This window comes from Pseudoprevotella muciniphila (assembly GCF_003265305.2).
GTDB classification, from domain to species: Bacteria; Bacteroidota; Bacteroidia; order Bacteroidales; family Bacteroidaceae; genus Alloprevotella; species Alloprevotella muciniphila.
This window is the reverse complement of sequence record NZ_CP033459.1, coordinates 2,383,317-2,407,959: the sequence shown is the minus strand read 5'-3', so window position 1 is coordinate 2,407,959 and position 24,643 is coordinate 2,383,317. Positions and strand designations below refer to the sequence as shown.

Genomic DNA, 24,643 nt, shown 5'->3' with positions numbered 1-24,643 from the left:
AGGGAATTAAGAGGTTAAAAAGAAATGATTCAGGCGATGAGACTCTTTATCTTTTCATAGTCCGCACGTGCGCGAGCGGCATAGGTCATGGCGGTATTGTTTTCGCCATTACCTTCGATGTGAGTGGTTTCTTCGCCGTCTGCCTTTTGCAGGGCTTCAACTTGTGAAGTGAGTTCGTTTACCTTGTCTTCTAGTCTGGATTTCTCGGAACTGAGGTCTGAGACCTGATTTGTAAGGTCTTTGACCTGCTTCTGGAGGTCTTTATTGTCTTTGTCTGCCGTGGCGAGCTTGTCTGCGTTTACGGCAAGGGCGGCTTCAATCTGCTGGAGCTGGAACGCGGAAAGCGTGGCACTCCCGTCTTCGCTGACAGCGATGGCTTCAACAGCCAGCAGTGCGAGGATGGATTTGTAGTCTTTGTTCATGATGGTTGAATGTGTTTTAAGATTATGGATTGAGTTACTGGGTTCAAGGTTTTCGAGTGCGTCGTCAGCGATACGCTTAGACTGCTGCTTGAAAAGGTTTTCAATGAGTGCGGCAAAGCGTTGCCAGCTGTTAGGCTGCTGCTTGCCTTGCAGTTCGGGTACGGGGTAGCCGTAAGCGACGATGCGTTGGCGCATATCGTCCGTGAGGGAGGCTGGCTGCTCGTCAGGGATGATTTCATTCACAAAACCTTGCTCCATGGCTTCTTCTGCCGAGAGCCAGGTTTCCGCTTTCATCATTTCCACGAGTGCCGTAATATCCTTGCCCGTGCGCTGGGCATAGATAGAGCCGATAACCTGGTCTATCGAGTCAAGGGCATTTTTGGCAGAAGTGAGCTTGTCGATGGCGGCGGCGATGTCGTCGGCGTTCATCTGTCCCCACTGTTCTTGCCACGCGGAGCATTTGTGGATCATGAACAGCGCGAACTCACCCATCTTGACCTGCTTGGCTCCGGTGGCCACTATGGTAGCTGCCGAAGCCACGAAGCCGTGGAGGTGGGCGGTTACGTCGCCGTGCTCGATAAAGAGCTGGCGGATTTGCAGGGCGGTGGCCACGTCGCCGCCGAGCGAGGATATATACACGTCGCAGGGCTTGTCTTTGCATTTGGCAAGCTCCGAACGGACATAGGCTGCACTGATAGGCCAGCCTATGGTGTCGTTGATGTAGAGATTATAGGTCATAGTCTTTTGTTTCAGATTGACGATGCAAAGGAACTATTCGTAGTGCAAGGCAGAAAAGACAAAAATAATTTGGAGAAGTGCAACGAATTAGTTACTTTTGCAAATCATAATAACAACAAAAAAAACAATCTTACCGACTATGATTTCCAAAACTGAAGTTATTTCACTATTACATAGCACAGAAACATTTAGGGTGGAACGTACTGTTTCGACTGGAGATATGGACAAATTTCAGGAGGCTATTTGTGCATTTTCCAACGATTTGCCAAACTCTAAGCAAAAGGGCTATCTCATTATAGGAGCAGATGACAATGGGAATTTTTCTGGTCTTAGAGTTGACGATGCATTGCTTAAGAAGATAGCTTCCATCCGTTCTAACGGTAATATACTTCCATTGCCCGTTATATCTGTAGATAGCTTTGAGTACGACAAGGGTGATTTGCTCGTTGTAGAAGTGTCGCCTTCGTTAGTACCTCCTGTCCGCTATCGCGGCAGGACTTTTGTCCGCATCGGTCCGCGCCGAGACATTGCGACCGAAGCGGAGGAGCGGATATTGATGGAGCGCAGAACTGCTTTTATGGCCACGTTTGATGCCACGCCTTGTTTTGGGGCAACAATAGAAAACCTCAATATTGACATCATTAAAAAGCATTATCTACCAATGGTTGTTGATGCCGAGGTTTTGGCAAGCGACAAGCGCGATATAAAAGAACAATTGGCGGCAATCCATTTGTACGACACCACGCACGATTGCCCCACTTATGCTGGCATCATCCTTTTCGGCAAGAATCCTCGTCATTTCCTGCCTGGCTTCTACATTCAGTATGTACGGTTTTCGGGCAATGCCATTGGAGGCGATGTACTCAATGAGAAGCGTTTTCAAGGACCGCTATATTCACTATTGCCGGAGTTGGAAACGTTTGTAAGCAACGCTATCATCACTCAACGTCCAGTTTCGGCAAGTCTGTTCCGAGAGAGGACAGTTATCAACTATCCGAACAATGCGTTGCGTGAGCTACTGATGAACGCTTGTATGCACCGAGACTATCAGTCGAACATGCCTGTGCGGTTGTACCAGTTTGACGACCATATAGAAATCATGAATGCTGGAGGACTTTATGGTGAAGCACGTCCCGAAAATTTTCCTACTGTCAATGATTATCGCAACCCTATCGTTGCCGAAGCCATGAAAGAAATGAAGTACGTCAACATGTTCAATCAAGGTATAAGGCGTGTACAAGAAATGTTGCGAGAAAACAATAACAAAGAGGCGGAATTTGATGTTTCCAAACTGACGGTTTTTGTTGTAAATGTGTTCTCAACGGTCAATGACACAAAGGAGAATACACTAAGTGTCCCTCAAGATGTCCCTCAAGATGTCTCTCAAGGAGATTTAGATATATGGATTGAAAATCAAATAAAGAAGAATCCTAAAATCTCTACTGAAGAATTAGCGAAAGCATGTGGGCTAAATCCCAAAACCATCAAACGTCATATAGCAAAGTTGCCTCATATTAAATATGTTGGTAGTGGCTATAGCGGCCATTGGGAAGTAGGAAACAACTAAGTATGGAAAATATTGGACGATGGCTCAATTAGATGGAAATAAACTCAACGGCTTACGGACTGCAAGGGAACTTTTTGACAATAAATATGGCAAAGAGGGAACGATAAGTCGCAAGGAATTTAACCAGCAGAGCACAGCCTGGTATTATCGCGAGTTGCTCCGCGACCGCCGCAAACAGTTAGGACTGACGCAACAGCAACTCGCCGATGCAGTGGGTGTGAAACGCTCCTATATCGCCCGAGTGGAAAAAGGCGAGACGGATGTGCAGCTGAGTAGTTTCCTACGCATTGCCATGGTGCTGGGCATACAGCTTGTACCCGTTCTGCGATAAGCATGATTCAAATACTAACAGGCGGCAGCTCTTTCGGAGTTGTCGCCTTTTGCATTGTTAGAGGTACACACTAAGCTCGTCTATTTCAAAGAGCGTGATGTCGCGGAACTCACGGAGCACTCCCGACAAGGGTACGCGGATTTTATGCGTACCCCGTCTGCGGTCTGCCGAGTGGCAGATGCAGTCCTTGTAGGTGAGAATGTCGCCCGTGGAGAGTTTCCAGACTTTGATGGTGTGCAGCTGCCGGTCTTCGAGCAGGCGTAGCGCGTCGCGTTTGTGGATGGATTTCATAGGTAGTGCTTAATCGAAAGTGTTATCAAAAGTTTGGTCAAAAGTCGCACCCTGTTCAAGCGGCTTGTGCAAGGTGGTGCGCTTGCTTTCTCGGAAAGTGAGCGTGCCACGTTGTATCTCGTATCGGTCGTTGCTTATCTTGTGTTCGTTCTCGGTGATGGTTACTTCCTGTGCGTTGTCCTCGCGCCAGACTTTAGTTGCTGCGCAGAGGTCTGCGAACAAAGGTTGCACGGCTTCGGAGAGGATGCCCGTCTCGCACTTCCAAGTGGGGACGGCTTCCACACGATAGTTCCTGGTCTTGCCGGAAAACGATGCCGTGCTGCGCGTGGGTTTGAGTTCCTTTACTGTCGTACCGAAGAAATGGAACGTCTCACTCATTCCGAAGTTATTTTCAAAGCGTAGTGAGAACGGGTCGCAGTCGATGGGCGTGTGCAGGATGTACTCCTGTTCTCGCTCTCCTGCGCTGACCGTGAAGGAGTGCAGGATGAAGCCTTCTGCTGGGCAGACGAAGTTGCCTGGCACGAAGCGGATGGTGTAAAGGCTTCCTCCGTGGTGGGTTATCATCGCCACGATGCCTGCAGCCTGCCGTGTCTCTCCCGTTTCAGGGTTTACCCACAGGCACGATATGATGGGTGTTACGGCAGTAGTAGAGTAGTAGGAAAGATATTCGTCCCCTCCTATGTAGGTGGTCTTTGCTCCTTTGAGCAGAGAAAGAAAGTTTTTCCTACAGAAGGTATCGACATCGCAATCGATGTCTGCCTTGCTGGGGATGAGTGTCGTGCCGTCCTCAAACTGCCCATTCAGCCAGAAGCCTATTTCGGATATATGTCCGTTGGGGATATTATCCGAAATAAACTCTGCCAAGTCGGAGACAGTGACCATTAAGTTGCTGTCGGGATAGAGCGTAGTCTGTAATACTGTCGTGCCGTCAATCTTGACGGCGAAAGTCAGTGGGTCTGTATCGTCGCAGTGGATGAGTATTTCATCGAGGTGTGTGGGAAATGCCATACCAGGCAGGCGTTCGTCGAATTGTGGCATATCAAGGCTTGATTTTGCGGTAGATGAAATAAATGACGAAGCCAATGACTGCGACGATGAGCAGGAAAAAGTAAATCCGCCATTTAGCGGCGGTGGCTTTTTCTGCCTTGGCTTCCGATTCGGCAGCTTCGAGGGCTTTGAGGTCAGGTTCTGTAATACGGATGGTGTCCGTGCGGTTTATCACACGGACACTGTCCTTGCCTTTCTGCTCTTTGTAGAGGTAGCGATACACGAACTTCGTTTCCCTTACCGTGTCGCGTCCTTCGGGTAATACTGACGGCATCGTTTCCCGGTAGAGGAAGATGCTGTCGCGGAAATAGATGCTGTCGCGCAGGACGGAGTATTGATGCAGGGTGTCCGTGACGCGCTGCACTTCGGTCTGCGTGATGATTATCTCGTCGGGCTTGCAACCTGCGAGGGAGAATATGGCGATGAGTAATGGTAGGAGTTTCTTCATTCGGAAACATATTTTATGAGTGCGTCGAAGTGTAGCGAGACGATGGCTTCGCGTCCTTGGGGAGAAAGCAGGAAATCCACTTCGCCCTTGTTGTCCTGGAACAGGTTTTCGGTGAGGACGGCAGGGCAAGCCGTGTCGCGTACTATGGCGAGGTTTTTCATCCAATAGTGTTCACGAGGCACGGAGCGGTTGCCTTTCAGCCCACGCTTCTCGGCTTCTGCGTAGAGTAGCTGGGCAAGGTGACAGCTCCTGCTGCTGGCTTTGGTATAGACAAAGCCGCACCAGCCTGTGGCATCGCGCCATTTGCCGCCGCTGCCTGCCGCGTTGTTGTGGATGGAGACGAGTACCACGTTGCTTGCTCCCACCCTCTTGCAGATGGCATTGACGCGGCGGCAGCGTTCTTTGAGGGAGATGTCCACGTCCTCGGTGACGATGCGCTCGGCATCGAAGCCTGCGGCTTTCAGTCGGGCAAGGAGTTCTGTGGCTATCTCACGGGTGTATTTCCATTCCAACAGTCGCTTATCGGGACTGCACTTGCCAGGCGTGTTGTAGCCGTGACCGTTGTCGATTAGTATCTTCATAGGGCATAATTGTTTTAGGGTTCTGTTTCTTCGTTGGAGTTTTCGCTTTCATCTTTCTCCTTGATGCCGAGCTTGCTCTGGAGGTTCTTGAACTTATCGGAGACATAAACTGAAACTCCGAACACACTTCCTGCGTAGATGAAGCATTGCGCGGTGAAGTAGAGTACGGAGTCGGAAATTTCGCCGAGTGGCGAAACGATGAAGCCAGCGATGGCTAATGCCACACCGACCAGCAGCATAGCGGCGGCGGTGTAGTATTGGAAACTGATACGTCTTTCTCGTGTCATGGTTTTGCAGTATTGAAATGATGATGCAAAACTACTTTGCTGCTTCTTCCTCAGAAAAGACGCGAGAGGGACACCTTAATGGGTGGGTGGGAACGAAATGTAATGAGTGGGGAAAAACAAAAAAGTCCCGTGCTTATCAGGCTACGGGACGAAGTGCTATTGATACCTGCAATCTCCATCGATTGCAGTACAAAAGTACAACTTTCTGCCGAGACGCGCAAGCGTAAAGGCTTTTATTTTAGGGCAATATGAGCGTTTTTCGTTCTCTTTGCCTTCCGCTCTTTAGGCTCCGTTTTGTTTGATGTCTTAGGGCTAAAAACAATAATGGGCTTAAAATCTAACTCGCTGATTTTCAACGTGCTTTTTTCTTCGGAATGTAAAAGCATAATTAAGTTGAAAATCAGCGAGTTAGACTGTTTTACACCGCAGATTTCTGCGGTATGTGTACGATAGTACCCCCCAACGCCCTACGCCGTTTGCTCCGATTTTCGCGTTTCGGCGTGCGCTATATGCAGGCTCGCACAGTGGCTCGTGCGAAATATCTTGGCGACTTGCCGACGGGATTTTTCGCTCCGCTTTGTTTTCGGAAAACGTGTGTGGCAGTCCTGACCGCTACACTTGTTTTCCAAAATCATCTCTTTCTTCGCGGCTGTGCCGCACAAACACGCGCGGCGGACGGGATGTGTCGGTCTGTAAGTGGAAGTGAAGCAGCATAAAGAGCAAGCACGCACCTGCGACTGACAAACAAAGGACGGTTAAGCTGAAAGCTTGAACACTCTTTGCCGTAATGTAGTATTGAGGTATCAACACGGAATGGAGGGCAATGTGTGTTTCCGTCCCCGTCTGTCGTAAGGTGATGAAGTGCCTGCTCTTTGCCGCGTAACGGTTACGGAGACCATTGCATCCCATTCGCCGCACTCCGCTTTTTCAAAACGGGTGGGTGGGAAAACGAAATGCAATGGAGTTGGGCATTTGATATTGCCGTGCGGCACTGAGGTTTATCCTTCTGTCGCACTCCTCTGTTCTTTTGCCTGGTTTGGCGAAGGTACGGCGGTTTGCGTCTGGGCATAAACTGAAAGTAAGGGTATGGCTTGGGCAAGATCGCAAACCGCCGTACCGAGCAAAAAAAAAACAAGCAAAAGCAAAATTTACCGCCATCGCTGGGCTGCGGTGGCGGTTGTCGTGTTGCTGCCTGTCGGTCATCGGCTGGGCTGCTCTAATTGGTCGCAAATGGCTACGCGGCAGCCTGCGCGTATCAGTCGCGGCAAATAAATATCGAGCGCGTGATATGGAAAGCTGGCGAAAGGTACGGCGTAATTTCGTGAGCCGTTCAAGTCGTTGCCCGTGCGCTTGGTTATGCCTAAAACGCGGCTGGCGGTGTCTGCGTCCTCGTGGTACATTGTATAAAAATCGCCCGTGCGGAAAAGCAAAACGGCGTCGGGGTGCTTTTCCTTGATTTGTTCGTATTGCCTTAAAATCGGGCTGCGTGTGTCGGTGTTGTTTGTTGTGTTCATTGTCTTGCTTGTTTATGGGTTTAACAAAAAGCAGGAAAGCGGCGGCGCGGTCTTGCCGTCGCTCTCCTTGTCGCTGGACTGCCTTACTTGATTAGTTCGGCTTCGATGTCCTCAACCTTTGCGCGTATCTTGGCGCGAATAAAGGTTATAAACTCCTTTTGCAGTTCGGCGTTACCGATAGAAAAAGCTGTGTCCCATCTGTAGCCGTCGGGCTTGGTCTCGAAGCTAATTTTGCATTTTGGGGCTTCAAAATCGTCTGTTTCGTTTAACTGCGCTTCGGCTGCTTGCAGCTGGTCTAAAGTTTTGAGAAAGCGCGTGCGGTGGTCGTTTAGCTCCTTTTTGTGTGCAAGCTCCGTTAGTGCAGCTTGCAGTGCTGCCGTTTTGCGCTCTATCTCCTTTTGCAGCTGGGCGGCTTTCTCTTCCGCTGTGAGTTCTCGCGGCTGGGCTGCTGGTGCTGCTGCCTGCACAGTGTTTGCGCTGGCTGCGCTCTGCGGCTTCTCGGCTGGCTTTGCTTCGGGCTTCTCGCTGGGCTTGGGTATGCCTGCCACAATAATACGGCTTGCGGTTGCGCTCTTGCTGGTTGCTACACTTGCAGCGGCTGCGGCTGCGTTCTTGCTCTCGGTTGCGCGTGTTGCGCTCTTGGCTGTTGTTGTTGCCATAGTTGTAAAAAATTAAAGTGTGAAAAATAAAGTGTGTTATTATAGGTTGGGCGGTGGGGTTGCCCTTTCGGGCTTCCCCTTTGCCCTTTATCCTATCGGGTTGCTTTATGCCTGCGCGTCGGCTGGCTTGTTGATTGCGTGGACTTGCAGATTTGAGAAAACATAGCACACGGGGAAAAAATCGTCTTGCTGGTCGGTGGTCTGCTGGTCGGTGTCCTCGCCTGCTTCGGCGTTTTCCTTGCCTGCATTGTGCTTGCGCGGCTTGCCCCAAAGTAAAATTGCCTTTTGTCCTTTGCGGACTATATAGCCGGCTTCTTTCCACTCGTCGAATGTCTTTAGCTCGGTGTGTCCCTGCTGTGCATAGAAAAAGCGCAAAAGTCCGTTTATAGTGCCGTCCTCGCTTTCGGGTATCATTCCAGCCTGCACGCCTTGTTTAAGCTGGTTGGAAAGTGCTTTCAGTTCGGCGCGGCGTTGCTTGGCTGCTTCCTTGCGGCTCTCGGCTTTCTGCTTTATTTCCTCGACTGCTTCGGGGATTACTTCCGAAACGTGTTGCGGTTCGGTTGCCGTGCGGCGGTCTGCTGCCCTGCGGCTGCTGCTTGCCTTGCTGCTGCGGTTCGTTACTCTGCGGCTCTTGGTCGCGTTGCTGGTTCTCGTAGCGGTGGTTGTCTGTGTGTTCATCGCTGTAAAATTTTGAATGTTTATAAATGTGGATTGTGTTTTGTGTGTCGGTTTATAGGCGGATTTCGGTAAAATCGCCGTCTTCGTTTATGTCAAATTGGCAAAGTACGTTTTCGCCGTCTTCCCATATTTCGGCAATTACTTGGGCTGTGCCGTTGTTGTATGCTTCGCGACTGATAATTGCGGCTTGTCCGCTGTAAACGCTTGAAATGCTTGCGAGTGCAATGCCTAACGCGGCTTGCGCCTTACGATACATTGTAGAACCTTGAGCGAGCGGGTGTGAGATTTTTGACATCTTGTCAGCGCTGCGTCGTGTGCGTTTGGGCTGCTCTTGAGCCGTCAGCTGGAAATCGGATGTGTTAAAGAGAGTTGTCATGATTTTTAAGTTTTGAATTGTTGATACTTTGCGTCGCCTGTCGCTTCGCGGTATGTTTCGATTTTTGACACTGCCCTAAGAGGTAAGGCGCAGGAAGCAGGTGCACAGGGAGGTCGTCCGCAACTTATTTCAGTCGCAGACCTTCAGAAAAGTTTTTGGTAAGCGCAGCGGCAAAAAGTTTTTGAAAAAAGTTGTGGAAACCCTTGCAGGCGGAGCCAAACTCTCAGGAGTTTCCCAAGCGGTGCGTCCCTACCTTTGCAGCGGCAAATCTCGAATACACATACCGTTGCGGAGCACCAGACGGGCATAGACGGCTAGTATCATCAAGACTTAAAAATGATGTAAAGACAACTGTCTTGGTTTTGAACACCCAGATTCCCAGCCGACATTATGGCAAAGACCAGCCAGCACAACAGAGAAGCGTAGTACAAGATAGAGAGAAGAAAAACAAAGAAACCCGTTACAAATAGTTCACATATTTGCAACACCTTAGATAAGGGTGGGAAGTCGTATGCACAGTATCAATGAAGACGACTGGGTGGGAATAAAAAAAGCGTGCCATTCATAGCACGCCTGCGTTAAGGATTGAAGCCTTTTGGTCGAGACCTTAGGCTCGATATACGAAAGCCTGACCCGAAAGGGAAACGCCCTAAGTAAAATTTATTAGACCATTCCTCCTAATGCCTTTTTGAAAGCATCAAAGTATTTGTCGTATTCTTCCTCAATTAACAAATCATTAAAATAAGCAAAGAACTCTGCTGGTAATTTTTCTTTGATTTGTTGTAAAATTGGAAGATAATTGTAGTTGTTATTCTTCATCATCTCATTATAACCATCTTCATCGCACATTTCAGAAATCATATAGATATGAAATCTCTCTGGCAATGGTTTCTTCATGAACTCTTTGGCTTCTTCAAAATCAAGCATAACAAAAGTATTTTATTTATTTGCAAAAATAATAAAAAGTCGCTATACCCGTAGGCATAACGATGAGAAATTTAAGAAGCGAGGGGTCAGTCCCCTTCGCTCTCTTCGTCATTCAACGGAATGATATGCAGTAGCTGTCCGTCGATGTAATGGACGTAGCAGCTTTGCCCGAAGCCGAAGTGTATTTCGTCATTGTGCCAGCAATAGAAATACTCGCCTTCGGGTGTGACGTAGCGGTAGTAGTCGATAACCTGGTCTTGGAAGTCGCTGTAAAGATACTGACGGATGAACTCCGTGTACGGCAGTTCTTCGTGTACGCGGACGATGCCGCAGTTTTCTGTGCTGATGCTTTCTTTGAGCAGTGCGCGAAGGATAGTGTTTGCTTTCATTTTGTTTGTGAGTTTAAGAGTAAGACTTGTGAGGTTGCCCCCGTGATTTATACTGCCAACGAAAGGTGGGCGCGAAGTGGCTGCAAGGGAGGATGTCCGCCAAAATTTCTGCGCAGTCTGATAATTTTTGTGGAAACCCTTTCAGGCTTCGCTGAACTTGGTTCACCAAACGTAACGTCCCTTACCTTTGCAGTAGAAATGCGGTGGACATAAACACGTTAAAGTCTTACCCTCACAAACAAAGGCAAGCACTGTCCGCACTGCTCAAAAGTCGGAAGTCGTATGCACAGTACCTATGCAGACGACAGGGTGGGAACAAAAAAAGCGTGCCATTCATAGTACGCCTGCGTTCTTGCCTTGCAAGCGAGCAAAGCTCGAGCGAAGGATTACTTGCCACTTTCTTCGTCCTTCCCAGCCTTCGCCGCACATCGCGCGGCGGGCTGACTACGGGCAAGTGGCGCGTGAGATGAAGCCTTCCGGTCGAGACCTTAGGCTCGATTTACGAAAGCCTGACCTGTTAGGGAAACGCCCACCTAAAATAATAAAACAGAAAATATCTTTATAAAACAGAAAATATCTTTGTCTATATAACAACTATCGCTAACTTTGCGCTGAAAAATCGGTACAAATTCCAGAAATCTATCGCAACATGAACGTTATCAATCGAAACTATTATTTGGAAAAGCTTACTAAAAGCCGAGGGAATGGACTGATCAAGGTCATTACCGGTCCACGCCGTTGCGGTAAATCTTTTCTGTTAACTAAATTATTCCACTCACAGCTTTTATCGGAAGGAATAAGAGAAGACCATATCATAGAGATTTCTTTGGAAGACATGGCTTTCTATGAATTGAGAAATCCCTTTAAGATGATGGAATATGTGCGTAACAAGATAACGGCAGAAGGTCAGTATTATATAATTATTGACGAAGTGCAGAGATTGGATGAATTCGTCGATGTCCTCAACAGTTTGCTGCGCATTCATAATGTAGATGTCTTTGTGACTGGCAGCAATTCCCGTTTTCTATCATCAGACATAGCAACGGAGTTCAGGGGACGCGACCATCAAATTAGGCTTCATCCGTTAAGTTTCGCAGAGTTTTATTCAGCTATAGGCGGTGATAAGGAAGACGCGTGGCTGTCCTACTGCACTTATGGTGGCCTTCCCCAAGTTCTTTCTTTTGAAGACGCAGAAAGCAAGGCAAATTATCTTCGTAGTGTATATCAGACTGCATATTTATCTGACATCTTGGAACGATACAAAATCAAGAATGTTTCAGAATTTGACAAGTTAGTTCAGATATTAGCCTCTCAGATAGGTTCGCCTAACAATCCCAACAAGATATCAAATACATTTCAAAGCGTTGAGGGCGTTGCCATCCATGGCAGAACCATCGGCCAATACCTTTCATATCTGACGGATGCGTTTATCGTCAACAAGGCAGAACGCTATGACGTGAAAGGTCGGAAGTATATCGGAACTTTGTCCAAATACTATTTTGAAGACTTGGGTATTCGTAACGCATTGCTGAATTTCAGGCAACAAGAAGAGAGTCACATTATGGAGAACGTATTGTATAATGAATTGCTCGCAAGAGGATTTCAAGTGGATGTAGGCGATGTGGAAATTCGTAAGCGCAATGAAGCAGGTGAATCAAAACGAACTCATTTGGAAATAGATTTTGTGGTCAACGATTTCAGCAAACGGTATTACATACAGTCGGCATTATCTATTCCAGACAGAGATAAACTGGAACAAGAAAGTCAGTCTTTGCTGAACATAAAGGATGCCTTTCGGAAGATTATCATAGTAAAAAGTAGGACTATCCCATGGCATACGGAAAACGGGATATTAGTAATAAGTCTTATCGATTTCCTTTTGGGAAAAGTTGATTTAGATACATAGGAAACTCGTTTACTTTACCGAGCCTCAGCCCAAAAGTTTGGGAAAAAGTCGTATGCACAGTATCATTGCAGACGACTGGGTGGGAATAAAAAAAGCGTGCCATTATAGCACGCTCGCGTTAAGGATTGAAGCCTTTTGGTCGAGACCTTAGGCTCGATTTACGAAAGCCTGACGGCATTGCCGGAACGCCATCAAAAAACAAAATTACCAATCATCATTGTCATTTGAAGCTCCTGAAACAATGTTGTTCTTCATAGAGTTAATCATAGACAAACTTTCTACTTTAAATAAGGGTATAACCTTATCTTGCATTTTAGAATACGGTTTTTTTGCTAAACCTTTAATATGAGGCGGATAACCACCTATATATACTAAGCCCTGCGACCACTGCCTTGCAAAATTTCTATTAGGCTCAGTAGATATATGTGTAACATTGTATAGCTTTAATCTAAAACGACCTTCTCTAATTTGAATGTTAAATACGATTTCAACATATCCAGTCAAAGCCGCCCAAGTAAGGTTGTTCCAAACAACTTCATAGGTAAGTTTACCCTGTAACAAACCATCATCTCTATTGTCAATCTGCAATAAAAAGCGAGAATCAACTTTAGCATTTTCAACAAACCATGTCTTTAGCCCATCGTATATTTGTTGTTTAGACGCATCATTGACTTGAATTACTGTATCAAGTTCCAAAGGTTTTACTCCATCATCCTGAGCGTTGATGGCTACAGTTAAGAGAAAAAAGAATAATAAAGCAAACTTTTTCATAATTAGAATTATTTAGTGTCTGCAAAATTACGAATTTAAGAGTTCAAAACAAGACAAAAATGAGGACAAAAGTTAAAAACTTTAATAATTAGGAGCATTTAAGAACCCGTAAAGGCGAATAAATAAGTAAATCGCCAGTGATTAAATAACGACTTTGCTTTTGCAGAAAGGCGAGGTGGTCAATCCACCTCGCTTTCTTCCTCGTCCAGCGGCATGATGTGCAGGAACTGTCCGTCGATGTAATGGACGTAGCAGGAGAAGCCACAGCCGAAGCGTCTGTGAATCGGGTTAAAGTCGATTTCGATGCTGTTCCAGCAGTAGAAGTACTCGCCTTCGGTTGCCACGAAGCGGTGGTAGTCGATAACCTTGTCTTGGAAGTCGCTGTAAAGATACTTTCGGATGAATTCCGTGTACGGCAGTTCTTCGTGTACACGGACGATGCCGCAGTTTTCTGTGTTGATGCTTTCTTTGAGCAGTGCGCGAAGGATAGTGATTGCTTTCATTTTGTTTGTGAGTTTAAGAGTAAGACTTGTGGGGTTGTCCCCGTGATTTATACTGCCTACGAAAGGTGGGCGCGTAGTGGCTGCAAGGGAGGATGTCCGCCCAAATTTCTGCGCAGTCTGACAATTTTTGTGGAAACCCTTGCAGGCGCAGCGTACCCAACGTAGCGTCCCTTACCTTTGCAGTAGAAATGCGGTGGGCATAAACACGTTAAAGTCTTACCCTCACAAACAAAGGCAAGCACAATCCGCACCGCTCAAAAGTCGGAAGTCGTATGCACAGTACCTATGCAGACGACAGGGTGGGAACAAAAAAAAAGCGTGCCATTCATAGCACGCCTGCGTTTTTGCCTTGCAAGCGAGCAAAGCTCGAGCGAAGGATTACTTGCCACTTTAATACGTCCGTTCCTGCCTACGCCGCACTTTGCGCGGCAGGCTGACTACGGACAAGTGGCTCGTGAGATGAAGCCTTCCGGTCGAGACTTTAGGCTCGATATATGAAACCCTGACCCTTTTTTGATAAAAAAATACGGTAACAGCCTAAAAAAATCGAGAATAATTTGCTATATAAAAAAAAATGCCTACTTTTGCAGCAGATGAGAGTTGCATATAGGCGCGATAACATCAAGCTCCGCAACCGTCAAGAATAAGAGCCGTAGGTCGAGAACCTACGGCTTTAATTCATTTATAATGGATTCTATTTCTCGTCGTGTCTGCTCTTTAGCATTGACACAAACCGCTTCACCGTTGAAAACAACATAGCAAGCCTCAATGAGACCTTGCTCAAAATCCGCTTTTCTCCTCGAAATGTATTTGGACAGTTCAAATGGTCTGACCAGCCAAATATGTTCATCCAAATCAATCACCACTACCTTGCATCCTTGCTTTTTGGCAGACTTAAAGCCAGCGGTTACGCCTTTTTCACTCATAATTCCTTTTCTGTCACCGAGTTTCTCGTTAACGGTATATTCGGGATTCTTAATACCTATGGTATATGAGTGTGCATTGATGATAATAGTTACATCTGGAAAAGAATTGAGTATAGCACGTGCTGCACGAATATTACTTGAAAGTTCGCGCTTATCAGCATTTACGTTTATCATCAATCTTTCTTTGAAAACATCATCTTCAAAGTATTTTTGTTCGGTTTGCATGGGCGCAAAATTAAGCATTATCTTAATATTAGAGTACAAAAGTGATATTTTATACGGTTGGACAAAGCAATAATTCATTTAGAAATCAGACGTTGTAGGAAGCACTATTTGTTGTTGCGGAAAACGTTCGCAACCGATATAGATCGTATCGAAAGCATCGGAGAAGTCCGTGCGTTCTTCCAAGTGGCTCTCGTCCGTCTCGCGCATATTTTCGAGGCGTATCTCCTACTCGTCAAGGCGTTTCTCTACAGACTTTTGGGCTTCGGCTCGGCATAGTAAAAACAAGTTTTGCCTCTGCGCTCAACTTGCTTTAAAAGACTTCGCCTGCTCGGAGTTTACGATGAGTTCAATGGTCTTGATTTCGGTGGAGGTCATAAAGAAAGCGTGTTACTTTGCGGTTTGTTGCAAAGTAACACGCTTTTATGGGGGTGGGAAAAGACAGACTATTTCTTAACTTCTTATTCAGATTGTACCAATACGTTAATACTTGCCATTATTTTATTTTCTTAGAAGATTTGAGCCTATTCTTCTCCGTTGGGGCGAGAGGCTAAAGCCTCAGCTTTGCGCCCCACAAAGAAGAACAGTCCCAAATCTGTGCGTTGTGGGGCATTGGGAAGGATGCACTTTCAGTTCTTAAGGGCGAACGGGCCGAACCGAAAGTCCGTCGCAGTCGTCGTAGAAGCGGTCGTCGAGGTCGAAGCAGTCCGAGCCGAAGTCCAGAGTGTACGCGCCGACCGCGAGGCCGTCTGAGATGAGCGTACGCGACCAGTAGTAGCCGCAAGAACCTGCGTAGTAGAGCGACGCGCCGTCGCGGTAGCCCGCAGCGGGAAGAAAGATGCGGTTGCCGTTCGAGGCTGTAAACATCTGACCATATACGTTGTTCACTTGCGTCCACTTGTACGTGCAATTGTCTACCAAATTTTCTAATTGTTCTTTCGATGGCATGCGCCAAGAACCGCCCCACTTTTGACATGCCACATCATTCGTTCTCGTCTCGCCCCAAGCATAGTAGCCGCCATAGTCTTCTGGTTTACTTGCACCGACATTGCAGCAAGCCCATACGCCTGCGGCACCCATGTCGATGGCGTGAGGATGGTTGTTGTTGGGGCAGAGGGAGTTGTCTTTGATGTATTCATATTCTTCTGTTGCATAGGTGGTTTCACCATCTATAATAAGATATGTCTTGTATTTATATGTACCTGCTTCTAAGACATCTGTTTTACATTCTACATTATAACATGAACTCAGCGTACTATTATTTATGTTATAGTTAACTATATTAGATTGAACAAAAGGTATATTGGTTATCTTTCCAGTGCTTTGGTTAGTAAAACACAAACCCACTTCTTGATTACCTGACATCGATTCTTTAAGTAAACTATTTGAAGGAGAGCGACTTGACTGACTATTTATATTTTTAGGAGCTACGATACTACCTCCTGGATTTGGATTCGCTCTTAATGTCTTAAGTATAATATGAGCAATTTCATATTGATTGCTATTTTCAAGATGATAGGTACCTCCAATATATTTTTTTAGATTAAAATCCACATCCACCACTTCAGAATATTTTGAACTATATGCTTTTAAAATATCATATATGACAGCTCTTGCAGTTCCTCCATAATAGAATTTAGGAATAAAATTCCTTAAGACACTCGTGGCAAAATTTCCACTTGTTTCTTTATCCGCTCCATAAAATGCTGCTACTTTTTTATCTTCACAAACCTTCTTCAATACTGAATTACTACTTTTACCTGCAAAACATATTGCTGTCCACATTATAGTATGTTCAAGACTTGCAGGTAAATTCTTTTTAAGCATTTCTTCTGATGGTTTAATACTATATTCATATCTTTTTGTCTTCTCGTTATATGTTTTGACTATTTCATATCCTGCTTTTGCATAGCGCTTTTGTGCATCTATATCATCTTCTTTGGTTCCATCTTCTTTGGTATTCTTTATCATTGGAAGTTCTATAAATCCTTTTGGTGTTCCATGACATATCGGTACAACTATATCATAATTTGAAAACTGATTCATACTTTGTAATGTACATTCCGCAGCACCTTTCTTGTAAACACATTGAATTTTTTTGCTATTCCGTGCATTATATGAATTGCAAGATGCTTCGATTCTTTGAGCATACTTGTCATTAAGTTCCCAAGGAGACCATATTAAGATTTTTTTCTTTTTAAGAAAGCGTATATTTTGGGAAGATGAAGAAGAGGCTGCTACTGCGTTAGCATTCATCGTTTTGTTAATATGCTTTGGATACGAAGAGGCTGAAACAGCATTTAATGATTCTTGTTTAGGAAATAAATCGTTTTCTATTTCATCTATTAAGGTTGCAATGTCTTCATAATTTTCATCTAAAGTATCAGAGCTTTCTTTTAAAGAACAGATGGCATCATTATCAATAATAAATGACATGCCTTCTTCTGTAGTTATATTCAAAAGTCCATCCTCTACATAGGTAGTAACACCTGAATACTTACTTAAATAGGATTGTATTTGTTCGTAAGGAACTTTTTTACCTTGTCCTAACAATTCGTCAAGACCCTCTATTACTTTGTCTATTTGTTCCTTTTGCTCTTCATTATTGGGAACAACATCGTCTGCATCATCATGAGAGCATGATATTATCAAAGAGAAAATAACTAAAAAAAATAATACTTTTTTCATGATAGTCTTTGCTTATAGTTAAAACTATACAAAGAAACAAAATAAATCATTGATGACCAAGAGAATATTTTTATAACGATAAAAAAATAAAGCTCGGCTTTACCGAGCTTTCGTTAAAAAAGTGTTGAACAATGTCAACACCGATTGAAAACGTGTCCGTTTTCAAAGTAGTAGTCGAAATCGAAAAGGTCGCTGGCAAGACGCTTGATGTCGAAGTAATGGTGCATCGATTCGGGTATCTGATAGGCATACATTTCATCGAAGATATGCCAGGCGAAGTCTTCCTCGCTGTCCCACTGTCCGCAGTGGTTCTCACGGGCAGCATCTATGTCGCGTTCACCTGTCAATGTTGCGATTAAAACTAAAAATAAGGAATACATTATATTTTCTGTATCAAAAATGGTTTTAGAACACAAAGAAACCCAAACATGCACCAAATCCTCTGTTCCTGTATAAATCAAAAACCGCTAAGCAGTTGATGCCTAACGGTTCCTGAAACAAGTCGGGGTGACTGGATTTGAACCAGCGACCCCACGCCCCCCAGACGCGTACTCTAACCGAACTGAGCTACACCCCGAATTGCGAGTGCAAAAGTATAACCTTTTTTTACATTGTGCAAATTATTCCTACAATTTTTTCTAAAAGATTTCGCTTTTGCACATGAAATGGTCATCCTTAAAGAAAAACAATCTGAAATAATTATATCAAGATTTTTAGAATTAGAGAATTTTTATTTCCTATACAACTCACTTTTCAATTCATGCCTAATCCTCATAACTTGTGGTGAAATTAAATTCTTGAATTCTATCATTCTTAAAGAAAAACAATCTGAAATAATTATATCAAGATTTTTAGAATTAGAGAATTTTTATTTCCTATACAACTCACTTTTCAATTCATGCCTAATCCTCATAACTTGTGGTGAAATTAAATTCTTGAATTCTATCATTCTTAAAGAAAAACAATCTGAAATAATTATATCAAGATTTTTAGAATTAGAGAATTTTTATTTCCTATACAACTCACTTTTCAATTCATGCCTAATCCTCATAACTTGTGGTGAGATTAAATTCTTGAATTCTATCATTCTTGAAAAGAAAATGTCTGATAGATAGAGATTTTGACTTAAAGTCAACGGTATTGTTTTCGTCGACACAATCCGCCCTTTTGTCTTTTTTTTTCCAAGACAGACTGAGTTAGTATTTTTTTTTATTATTTTTGCAAGCATAATGACAGATACCATGACGGACATCCTGAGTCTGCTTTCCGAGATGAAGACCATTTCGCTCGAAGAGATGTCTGCTGTAAAGTTGATGAAGCGGAACGACACAAAGTATGTTACTAATGTGCCGACGCTTATGCGTTTGCTTCAACTCACGCAGAGCAAGTATTATGTTCAGGAAATCAACGATTCGCGCATAGCGAACTATAACACACTCTACTGGGATTTCTGCGATGACCACCACTATTATCTTATTCACGCCCAAAAGCGCAAACCTCGCACGAAGGTACGTACGAGGCGCTATGTAGATAGCGGCATTGCCTTTCTTGAGATAAAGCGGAAGGACAACCATGGCAAGACACGGAAGAAGCGTGTGAAGGTGCCTATGCAGGACACTATCATGCAGGACTCTCTGGTGGGTGAGCCCTTCCTCGAGGAGCAACTCGGGCTGAAATTCAGCGACCTGATTCCTGCCATGAGCAATTTCTTTTCACGTATAACACTTGTGAATTATGAGAAAACGGAGCGCGTAACGATAGACTTCAACCTGCGCTTCGACAATCACGAGACAGGCAAGAAGCAACGGCTCGACAACCTCGTCATCATTGAACTGAAGCGTGACGGCCGCACCCACTCTCCCCTGCTTGCCATGCTGCGCGAACTGCGCATCAAGCCCAGCGGATTCAGTAAATACGTCATCGGAAGTGCTATCACAAACAGCTCACTGCGGCAAAACCTGTTGCGCAAGCGCCTACGCACCGTGGCGAAACGCATCAACCATCCCGATTCTTATCTCAAGGAGTATAACGATGAGGAAAAGAAAGTAAACATAGAAAACTAAAAACATTATACCTTGATATTCTTACAACAAACGGCAGAACAACTGCTCGACACAGCCGCGCAGCGTCAGTCTGCACTCGTTACAATCATGAACTTCGTACCGCTACTGGTTATCAACTCTTTGTCGGTATGGTTCATCACTCACGTGCTCTACTTTAAGAAGAGCCGCAACCGCCTTTACTACTTCACTTTCATATTGCTCTCCACAGCGATATTCGTACTGCTCTTCATGGCTCAGGGTACGAAACTCCAGATGGGTGCCGCCCTCGGTTTGTTCGCCGTATTCGGCATTCTTCGCTACAGGACGGAGCAGGTGAATGTGCGCGAAATGACATACCTGTTCTATCTCGTTGCACTCAGTGTGGCTAACGGCACATCTCCCAATGTTAAATGGAGTCTCGCCTTCTCTGACCCTGGAACACTGGTCAGCAGCAAGGAGTTTATGCTTATCCTCGTTGTAAACATTGTGTTCGTACTTGTGGCATCCACCATGGAGTTTTCCGTAAACCGCAGACGCCGGGCCACAAAACTCGTGAAATACGACAACATCGACCTCATTGTACCGGAGAAGCGCGAAGAACTCAAGGCAGACCTCGAAAAGCGTCTGGGCATAAAGATTACCAATGTGGAAGTAGGTTCCGTTGACTTCTTGCTCGACTGCTGCCTGCTCAACGTACATTACGACCCTACAGGAGTGGACCGCGGTCCTAACACAGTGAACCAGAATATCCGAATGAAATAAAACTATAAAGAATCAATATGAAAAGACTCCTTTCATTAGTGCTTGGTGCCATGGCTGTACTCTCAGCATCGGCACAAAGCGACGACTTCGGCATTTGGACCGAAGTCGGAATAGAAAAGAAATTTGGCAAAAAACTTTCTCTTGAAGGCGGTGTTGAAGCACGCTTCGAAGATAAAGTTACTAAGGTTACGCGTACGGGGTTCAATATTGGTGTTACCTATAAGCCTTGGAAGTTTCTTCGCTTCGGTGCCGGTTATGCATTTATGAACGATTGGAAGGATACAGAGGTGAACACCAAATATGACACTGACGCGGAAACAGGCACTACAACTTTCTCAGGTTACAATATTGATAAAGATTTCCGTCGCAATAAGCATCGCCTTTATATTCAAGCCGTAGGTAAACTTGATGTGGGGCGTTTCAGTTTTTCTCTGCGCGAGCGTTTACAGTACACCCATTATCGCTCCGATGAAACTAACAGCATAAAATATCGTACACCTCTTGACGAAGAAAGCAAAGAGTTCTACGAAATGATGGGGCGAAGCGTTTATACTTACAACAACCAGTATTTTGGTTCAAAAGAAGAAGTCATTGACAACAAGCACAGCAAGAACCGCTACTACGTACGCTCGCGCTTCCAGGTGTCGTACAACATCAAGGGCATACCTCTCGAACCATACGCTTCTATTGAGTTGAGCCACTGCCTCAATAAGGGATTCGGCTTCTCTACGCACAAAAGCTCCGCTACAGAAGGAAGTTCATGGAATCCTAAGAAATACCGCTACACCATCGGTGCCGACTACACCATCAAGAAGACCCACCAGTTTGGCTTGGCATACGTCTACAACCATGGCACTGATGATGATAACGAGGGCGACCTGCATGCCATCAACCTCAGTTACAAGTTCAAGTTCTAAACCTTGATACTATTATTGAGATTTCTCCTGCCACAGACATTGTTGAGAGAAATCAGAGTTTTCGGAGTTCTCAGACGATTCAGAGTACTCCGAAAATTTTAACTATCCAGAACAAAACTAAAAAAAACGGTTCTACGACCATCTCATACCCATTCGTCTATAAAATCCAACGATTTGTATAATAAATTTGCGAGGATTGATGCTTTTTCAGACTTTTGCAGTGCAAACAAGCAAGGGACACTTTATAAAAGTTCCCTTAGACGCCTCACAGAACTATATTTTATATGTTAATACTGTTAAGCATATTTCAGGCAATCCCATAAGGGGTTGTCTGATTTTTTTAGGTAAAACTGCCTCCTTTGTGTAAAATTTAACATTATTTTCACATTCATTTTCAGAAATAATCGAGATTGAACCACTAATTTTGCATTCGAAATAAAAGAGAATTATCAACACCCCAAAAAAACATCAATAAATTCTTATGAAAAAATTTTACATGGTCGCATTATTGGCAATGTTTGCCATAGGAGTAAGCGCCCAGACCTACTCTTTCCTGACGGTAGAGACATCGGATGGCGCACAAAGGTCGTTTGCGACTGATCAGATTTACATCACGTTCAGCAATGACAACAACATGGTTATCAGCACTGGCGCAACTACCGGCACTGACAACGTTTCCATTCCGCTGGCAAGCCTCAACCGAATGTTTTTCTCAGAAGTGGCTACAGGCATCAGGAATACCCTTACACAGCCGAGCGACCTGTCTGCCTTGGCTGATGGCACAATGGTTACGATTTACGACATGACAGGCAAACAACTCCTCAGAACAACAAAACAAGGCAACGGTCTGCCCACTGAAAGTCTGCCCAAAGGCTTATACATCATCAAGGCAAACGGTATGACCCAGAAAATGTACATACGATGAAAAAGTTTACTCTCCTACTCTTCCTCGCTACCGCTGTTTCCACGGCTCTTGCACAGAAAGTTACCGTGATGCTGAACGGAGGCTATGTCATGCACCTGTATAATGCGAGTGCAGAAGACCTCGTATTTTCAAATAGCGGCAGCGTCCTGACCATTCAGGGCAACAGTTATAACACGGGCGAGATTAAGGGCATACAAGTGGAAAAGAATGCCACAGTGGACATGAACCGTTCCGTCACAGTGGACTTTGCATCCTCCAATGCCACCGTCACATTGACAGCAGACATAGTTCCCTATATCGACCTCACAGTGAAAGGTGCATACGTATCAGCCATAACGAACGATACAACCTATTCAGACACCATCACCTACAATCTGAGCGGTTCTACTGACAATGGAGCGTTCATAGCAGACGGCAAGCACGCCAGTGTAATCAATCTGAACTCGGTCAGCATCAGCAACAGCGACACGGCTGCCATCAATTTCCTGAATGGCAAGTACGTAGATGTGAATGTCAGCGGTACCAACAACTTAGTTGATGGCGCAACAGGTGGTCAGAAAGGTGCATTCTTCATCAATGGTCATGCACGCTTTGCCGGCGATGGCGACATCAACATCACAGGTAATGCCCGTCACGGCTACCGCTCCGATGAATACACCATCTTCTCAGAAGATTTCACAGGCAACTTCAATGTACTTAAATCTGCTTCTGACGGCATCAATGTGCAGCAGTACCTCCAGATAGATAATGGTACTATTACCATAGAAAACAATACTGGCGACGGCATCGACGTAGGCTTTACCAACGACCCGACAGATGTGAACAATGGTATGCTTTACATCAATGGTGGCACTATAACGGCAAAAACGAACACAGTTGACACAAAAGCCATAAAAGCCGACACACTCATCACCATCACAGGCGGCCGCGTCAATACCTACGCAAACGCAAACGGATCAAAGGGTATTTCATCGGGTGGAAATTTCATCGTTGAAGGCGGTTATATTTATACAGAGGCTCCTGGTTCAAGTATCACAGTTACACTTCCAGATGGCACTACTGACAAAAAGAATTGCCGTGCCCTGCGTTCTGTAAACGATTTCTACTATCGCGGCGGAACCATCGACATACAAAATGCCAGTGAGAAAACATGGCGCGTCAAGGGTATATTCTACTACCTGCAATCAGCACTGACCGGCATAGTGGACAGAAGCATTTTACCAACTGCAGACGGGGGATACAAGAAACTCTGACAATCAGTTCTGCAAATTGACAGAAACTACTTAATAAACTTTCAAAAAATAAATCCTCGAGTGGTGTTAGGAAAACATTCGGGGATTTATTGTATAGTAAGTTTTGTAATTATTCTCTGCAAAAGCCACCATATTCGGGCATTGCTCCATGGCACGTGCAAATGTATGCAGATGTCTCGACCGCTTTTGCATGCGCTTCTTTGAGATTACATCCTTTTAGTATGGCGGCGGCAAATGCTGCGGTAAATGCATCTCCTGCCCCTACGGTATCTGCAACTTTCACATGTGGGGTATTCATGCGACTGATTTGCCCGTCGCTTGTTAAGGCAAGACTATATTTGGCACCACAAGTAAGTATAACTATGGAAAGCGCGAACTTTTCCATTATAGAACGACAAATCGCCGCTTCACCCTTGCTTGTGACATCTGCCAAACGTGCCACAATGGGAAGTTCTTCTTCATTAAGTTTCAACACATCAGCGCGTTTCAGGCTTTCCACCAACACCTTTTCAGAATAGTAATCCTGCCGCAGATTGACATCCAGAATCTTCATACACTGACCTGGAGTAGCATCAAGGAAACGGCAAATGCTGTCTCTCGAAACATCGTTCCGTTGTGCCAATGTACCGAAGCATACGGCATCACATTCGGAAGCAAGGCAAAGAACATCATCCGAAAAAGGGATATTGTCCCAAGCCACGCCTTCGCAAATGTCGTACTGCGGCACGCCATCCGCATCAAGGGTAACATTCACTTGTCCTGTTGGAAAACCCACACGCTTCACATATTTGCAGTCCATTCTTTTCTCAGCAAGCAGGGAGAACGTCTCATCTCCTAACGTATCATTGCCCACCGCCGACACAATAGCGGCATCTGTTCCTGCCCGACTGACATGATATGCAAAATTAGCGGGCGCCCCGCCGAGTTGTTTACCCTCGGGCAGGACGTCCCACAATATTTCGCCGATTCCTACGACTTTCGGCATATTTCGATATTATATTTAGGAAAGAGAGAATAACTCTCCAATTTCCAATCTATCATTATTCTATTTCTTTTCTTCGGCTTTCTTTTCCACTTTCAGCCTTGCGGCTTTTTTCTTTGCATATAATGGGTAGTCATAATAGATATAGAAATCGCCGCCGAAGTAGATGCCATCGTGGGTAAAACGATAATCCCAAGTTTCTGTTGGACCTCCATCAAAGGCAAAAGTGATAGTACGACTGCCTGCCCACCATGTGAAACTTTCACTTCTATAATCATCCTCCATAAAACCTCTACCATTCCCATAAAGTCTGATATAATTGCCGTTATATTCACAAAAGTACCCTCCGATGAGGTCGTCTTCCCAACTATCATCGCAAGACGTGAAAGACGTAGGTATAAGCAGTGCCAAAATTGTAAAGATAAGAACTTTTTTCATTGTTTTATTATTTATTGGGTTAATAACATTTTTATCACTCTAAATCAACTGCC

General features: G+C 45.0%; 31 protein-coding genes and 1 tRNA gene. 11 read left to right on the top strand and 21 right to left on the bottom strand.

All coding sequences use genetic code 11. The annotated features are described in order from the left end of the window. Positions 1–29: 29 nt before the first annotated feature. On the bottom strand, positions 30–1,160 hold the full coding sequence (locus C7Y71_RS09775) for a Clp protease ClpP (protein WP_111897519.1): 1,131 nt from the start codon (positions 1,158–1,160) through the stop codon (positions 30–32). 139 nt (positions 1,161–1,299) lie between these two features. Between C7Y71_RS09775 and C7Y71_RS09770 the strand changes: the two genes are divergently transcribed. Next, on the top strand, positions 1,300–2,727 hold the full coding sequence (locus C7Y71_RS09770) for an RNA-binding domain-containing protein (RefSeq protein WP_111897518.1): 1,428 nt from the start codon (positions 1,300–1,302) through the stop codon (positions 2,725–2,727). A 19-nt stretch (positions 2,728–2,746) separates the two neighbouring features. Beyond that, positions 2,747–3,058 carry a helix-turn-helix domain-containing protein gene (locus C7Y71_RS09765; RefSeq protein WP_111897517.1) on the top strand — a complete coding sequence of 104 codons (312 nt, stop codon included), beginning with the start codon at positions 2,747–2,749 and terminating at the stop codon, positions 3,056–3,058. Positions 3,059–3,115: 57 nt separating this feature from the next. Here C7Y71_RS09765 and C7Y71_RS09760 read toward each other — a convergent pair whose 3' ends face one another. Genes C7Y71_RS09760 through C7Y71_RS09740 form a run of 5 tightly spaced genes read right to left on the bottom strand, consistent with a single transcriptional unit; the run spans position 3,116 to position 5,712 of the window. Then, positions 3,116–3,349, bottom strand: a complete 234-nt coding sequence (locus C7Y71_RS09760) for a maintenance system killer protein (protein ID WP_111897516.1) — start codon at positions 3,347–3,349, stop codon at positions 3,116–3,118. A gap of 9 nt (positions 3,350–3,358) precedes the next feature. After that, complete coding sequence (locus tag C7Y71_RS09755; RefSeq protein WP_111897515.1) at positions 3,359–4,387, bottom strand: hypothetical protein; 1,029 nt, start codon at positions 4,385–4,387, stop codon at positions 3,359–3,361. A 1-nt stretch (position 4,388) separates the two neighbouring features. Next, positions 4,389–4,844, bottom strand: coding sequence for a hypothetical protein (locus C7Y71_RS09750; protein WP_111897514.1), 456 nt, complete (start codon positions 4,842–4,844; stop codon positions 4,389–4,391). Beyond that, positions 4,841–5,425, bottom strand: a complete 585-nt coding sequence (locus tag C7Y71_RS09745) for an N-acetylmuramoyl-L-alanine amidase (protein ID WP_111897513.1) — start codon at positions 5,423–5,425, stop codon at positions 4,841–4,843. Before C7Y71_RS09745 ends, C7Y71_RS09750 begins: the two co-directional genes overlap by 4 nt. A gap of 14 nt (positions 5,426–5,439) precedes the next feature. Next, positions 5,440–5,712: a hypothetical protein gene (locus C7Y71_RS09740; protein WP_111897512.1), complete on the bottom strand. Its 273-nt coding sequence runs from the start codon at positions 5,710–5,712 to the stop codon at positions 5,440–5,442. A gap of 440 nt (positions 5,713–6,152) precedes the next feature. Here C7Y71_RS09740 and C7Y71_RS09735 point away from each other — a divergent pair, with 440 nt between their 5' ends. Beyond that, on the top strand, positions 6,153–6,428 hold the full coding sequence (locus tag C7Y71_RS09735) for a hypothetical protein (protein WP_146739331.1): 276 nt from the start codon (positions 6,153–6,155) through the stop codon (positions 6,426–6,428). 483 nt (positions 6,429–6,911) lie between these two features. Here the strand turns inward: C7Y71_RS09735 and C7Y71_RS09730 are convergent, their stop codons facing one another. The 6 genes from C7Y71_RS09730 to C7Y71_RS09705 form a co-directional block, all read right to left on the bottom strand. After that, the gene (locus tag C7Y71_RS09730) at positions 6,912–7,226 is read right to left on the bottom strand and encodes a MutS N-terminal domain-containing protein (RefSeq protein WP_111897510.1); all 315 of its coding nucleotides are present in this window, start codon (positions 7,224–7,226) and stop codon (positions 6,912–6,914) included. A gap of 83 nt (positions 7,227–7,309) precedes the next feature. Next, entirely contained in the window at positions 7,310–7,885 is a 576-nt protein-coding gene (locus tag C7Y71_RS09725) for a hypothetical protein (RefSeq protein WP_111897509.1), read from the bottom strand. A 105-nt stretch (positions 7,886–7,990) separates the two neighbouring features. Then, positions 7,991–8,563, bottom strand: coding sequence for an ArdC-like ssDNA-binding domain-containing protein (locus C7Y71_RS09720; protein WP_111897508.1), 573 nt, complete (start codon positions 8,561–8,563; stop codon positions 7,991–7,993). Between the two features lie 52 nt (positions 8,564–8,615). Next, complete coding sequence (locus tag C7Y71_RS09715; protein WP_111897507.1) at positions 8,616–8,939, bottom strand: hypothetical protein; 324 nt, start codon at positions 8,937–8,939, stop codon at positions 8,616–8,618. 663 nt (positions 8,940–9,602) lie between these two features. Beyond that, on the bottom strand, positions 9,603–9,866 hold the full coding sequence (locus tag C7Y71_RS09710) for a hypothetical protein (protein ID WP_111897506.1): 264 nt from the start codon (positions 9,864–9,866) through the stop codon (positions 9,603–9,605). 86 nt (positions 9,867–9,952) lie between these two features. Beyond that, complete coding sequence (locus tag C7Y71_RS09705; RefSeq protein ID WP_111897505.1) at positions 9,953–10,255, bottom strand: hypothetical protein; 303 nt, start codon at positions 10,253–10,255, stop codon at positions 9,953–9,955. Positions 10,256–10,581: 326 nt separating this feature from the next. Here C7Y71_RS09705 and C7Y71_RS11895 point away from each other — a divergent pair, with 326 nt between their 5' ends. Beyond that, complete coding sequence (locus C7Y71_RS11895) at positions 10,582–10,725, top strand: hypothetical protein (protein ID WP_193215902.1); 144 nt, start codon at positions 10,582–10,584, stop codon at positions 10,723–10,725. Between the two features lie 179 nt (positions 10,726–10,904). Beyond that, positions 10,905–12,161 (top strand): ATP-binding protein, encoded by a 1,257-nt coding sequence (locus tag C7Y71_RS09700; protein WP_111897503.1) that lies wholly within the window; start codon positions 10,905–10,907, stop codon positions 12,159–12,161. A gap of 204 nt (positions 12,162–12,365) precedes the next feature. Here C7Y71_RS09700 and C7Y71_RS09695 read toward each other — a convergent pair whose 3' ends face one another. Both C7Y71_RS09695 and C7Y71_RS09690 read right to left on the bottom strand, forming a co-directional pair. Continuing rightward, on the bottom strand, positions 12,366–12,932 hold the full coding sequence (locus C7Y71_RS09695) for a DUF4468 domain-containing protein (protein WP_111897502.1): 567 nt from the start codon (positions 12,930–12,932) through the stop codon (positions 12,366–12,368). A gap of 179 nt (positions 12,933–13,111) precedes the next feature. Next, a complete protein-coding gene (locus C7Y71_RS09690; RefSeq protein ID WP_111897501.1) occupies positions 13,112–13,435 on the bottom strand; it encodes a hypothetical protein in 324 nt (107 codons plus the stop codon). A gap of 318 nt (positions 13,436–13,753) precedes the next feature. Between C7Y71_RS09690 and C7Y71_RS09685 the strand changes: the two genes are divergently transcribed. Then, positions 13,754–13,933, top strand: a complete 180-nt coding sequence (locus C7Y71_RS09685) for a hypothetical protein (RefSeq protein WP_146739330.1) — start codon at positions 13,754–13,756, stop codon at positions 13,931–13,933. A gap of 167 nt (positions 13,934–14,100) precedes the next feature. Here the strand turns inward: C7Y71_RS09685 and C7Y71_RS09680 are convergent, their stop codons facing one another. The 5 genes from C7Y71_RS09680 to C7Y71_RS09665 all read right to left on the bottom strand — a co-directional run bounded on the left by C7Y71_RS09680 (position 14,101) and on the right by C7Y71_RS09665 (position 17,848). Next, positions 14,101–14,604 carry a hypothetical protein gene (locus tag C7Y71_RS09680; RefSeq protein WP_111897499.1) on the bottom strand — a complete coding sequence of 168 codons (504 nt, stop codon included), beginning with the start codon at positions 14,602–14,604 and terminating at the stop codon, positions 14,101–14,103. A gap of 60 nt (positions 14,605–14,664) precedes the next feature. Further along, positions 14,665–14,793: a hypothetical protein gene (locus tag C7Y71_RS12125; protein WP_262883949.1), complete on the bottom strand. Its 129-nt coding sequence runs from the start codon at positions 14,791–14,793 to the stop codon at positions 14,665–14,667. Positions 14,794–15,219: 426 nt separating this feature from the next. Next, positions 15,220–17,271 carry a hypothetical protein gene (locus C7Y71_RS09675; RefSeq protein ID WP_111897498.1) on the bottom strand — a complete coding sequence of 684 codons (2,052 nt, stop codon included), beginning with the start codon at positions 17,269–17,271 and terminating at the stop codon, positions 15,220–15,222. A gap of 134 nt (positions 17,272–17,405) precedes the next feature. Further along, a complete protein-coding gene (locus C7Y71_RS09670) occupies positions 17,406–17,651 on the bottom strand; it encodes an antirestriction protein ArdA (protein WP_111897497.1) in 246 nt (81 codons plus the stop codon). 122 nt (positions 17,652–17,773) lie between these two features. Beyond that, positions 17,774–17,848 (bottom strand) — tRNA-Pro (locus C7Y71_RS09665). A 652-nt stretch (positions 17,849–18,500) separates the two neighbouring features. Here C7Y71_RS09665 and C7Y71_RS09660 point away from each other — a divergent pair. The 5 genes from C7Y71_RS09660 (at position 18,501) to C7Y71_RS09640 (ending at position 23,170) form a co-directional block, all read left to right on the top strand. Further along, on the top strand, positions 18,501–19,334 hold the full coding sequence (locus C7Y71_RS09660; protein WP_111897495.1) for a polyphosphate polymerase domain-containing protein: 834 nt from the start codon (positions 18,501–18,503) through the stop codon (positions 19,332–19,334). A 12-nt stretch (positions 19,335–19,346) separates the two neighbouring features. After that, positions 19,347–20,075 (top strand): DUF4956 domain-containing protein, encoded by a 729-nt coding sequence (locus C7Y71_RS09655; RefSeq protein WP_111897494.1) that lies wholly within the window; start codon positions 19,347–19,349, stop codon positions 20,073–20,075. 17 nt (positions 20,076–20,092) lie between these two features. Continuing rightward, a complete protein-coding gene (locus C7Y71_RS09650; RefSeq protein ID WP_111897493.1) occupies positions 20,093–20,992 on the top strand; it encodes a DUF2490 domain-containing protein in 900 nt (299 codons plus the stop codon). Between the two features lie 481 nt (positions 20,993–21,473). Further along, positions 21,474–21,917 (top strand): T9SS type A sorting domain-containing protein, encoded by a 444-nt coding sequence (locus tag C7Y71_RS09645; protein WP_111897492.1) that lies wholly within the window; start codon positions 21,474–21,476, stop codon positions 21,915–21,917. Further along, positions 21,914–23,170 (top strand): carbohydrate-binding domain-containing protein, encoded by a 1,257-nt coding sequence (locus C7Y71_RS09640; RefSeq protein WP_111897491.1) that lies wholly within the window; start codon positions 21,914–21,916, stop codon positions 23,168–23,170. The genes C7Y71_RS09645 and C7Y71_RS09640 overlap by 4 nt, the downstream gene beginning before the upstream one ends. A gap of 109 nt (positions 23,171–23,279) precedes the next feature. Here C7Y71_RS09640 and C7Y71_RS09635 read toward each other — a convergent pair whose 3' ends face one another. Together C7Y71_RS09635 and C7Y71_RS09630 are read right to left on the bottom strand one after the other, a co-directional pair. Next, positions 23,280–24,155, bottom strand: coding sequence for a carbohydrate kinase family protein (locus C7Y71_RS09635; protein ID WP_111897490.1), 876 nt, complete (start codon positions 24,153–24,155; stop codon positions 23,280–23,282). A gap of 60 nt (positions 24,156–24,215) precedes the next feature. Then, a complete protein-coding gene (locus tag C7Y71_RS09630; protein ID WP_111897489.1) occupies positions 24,216–24,590 on the bottom strand; it encodes a hypothetical protein in 375 nt (124 codons plus the stop codon). Between the last annotated feature and the right edge of the window lie 53 nt (positions 24,591–24,643).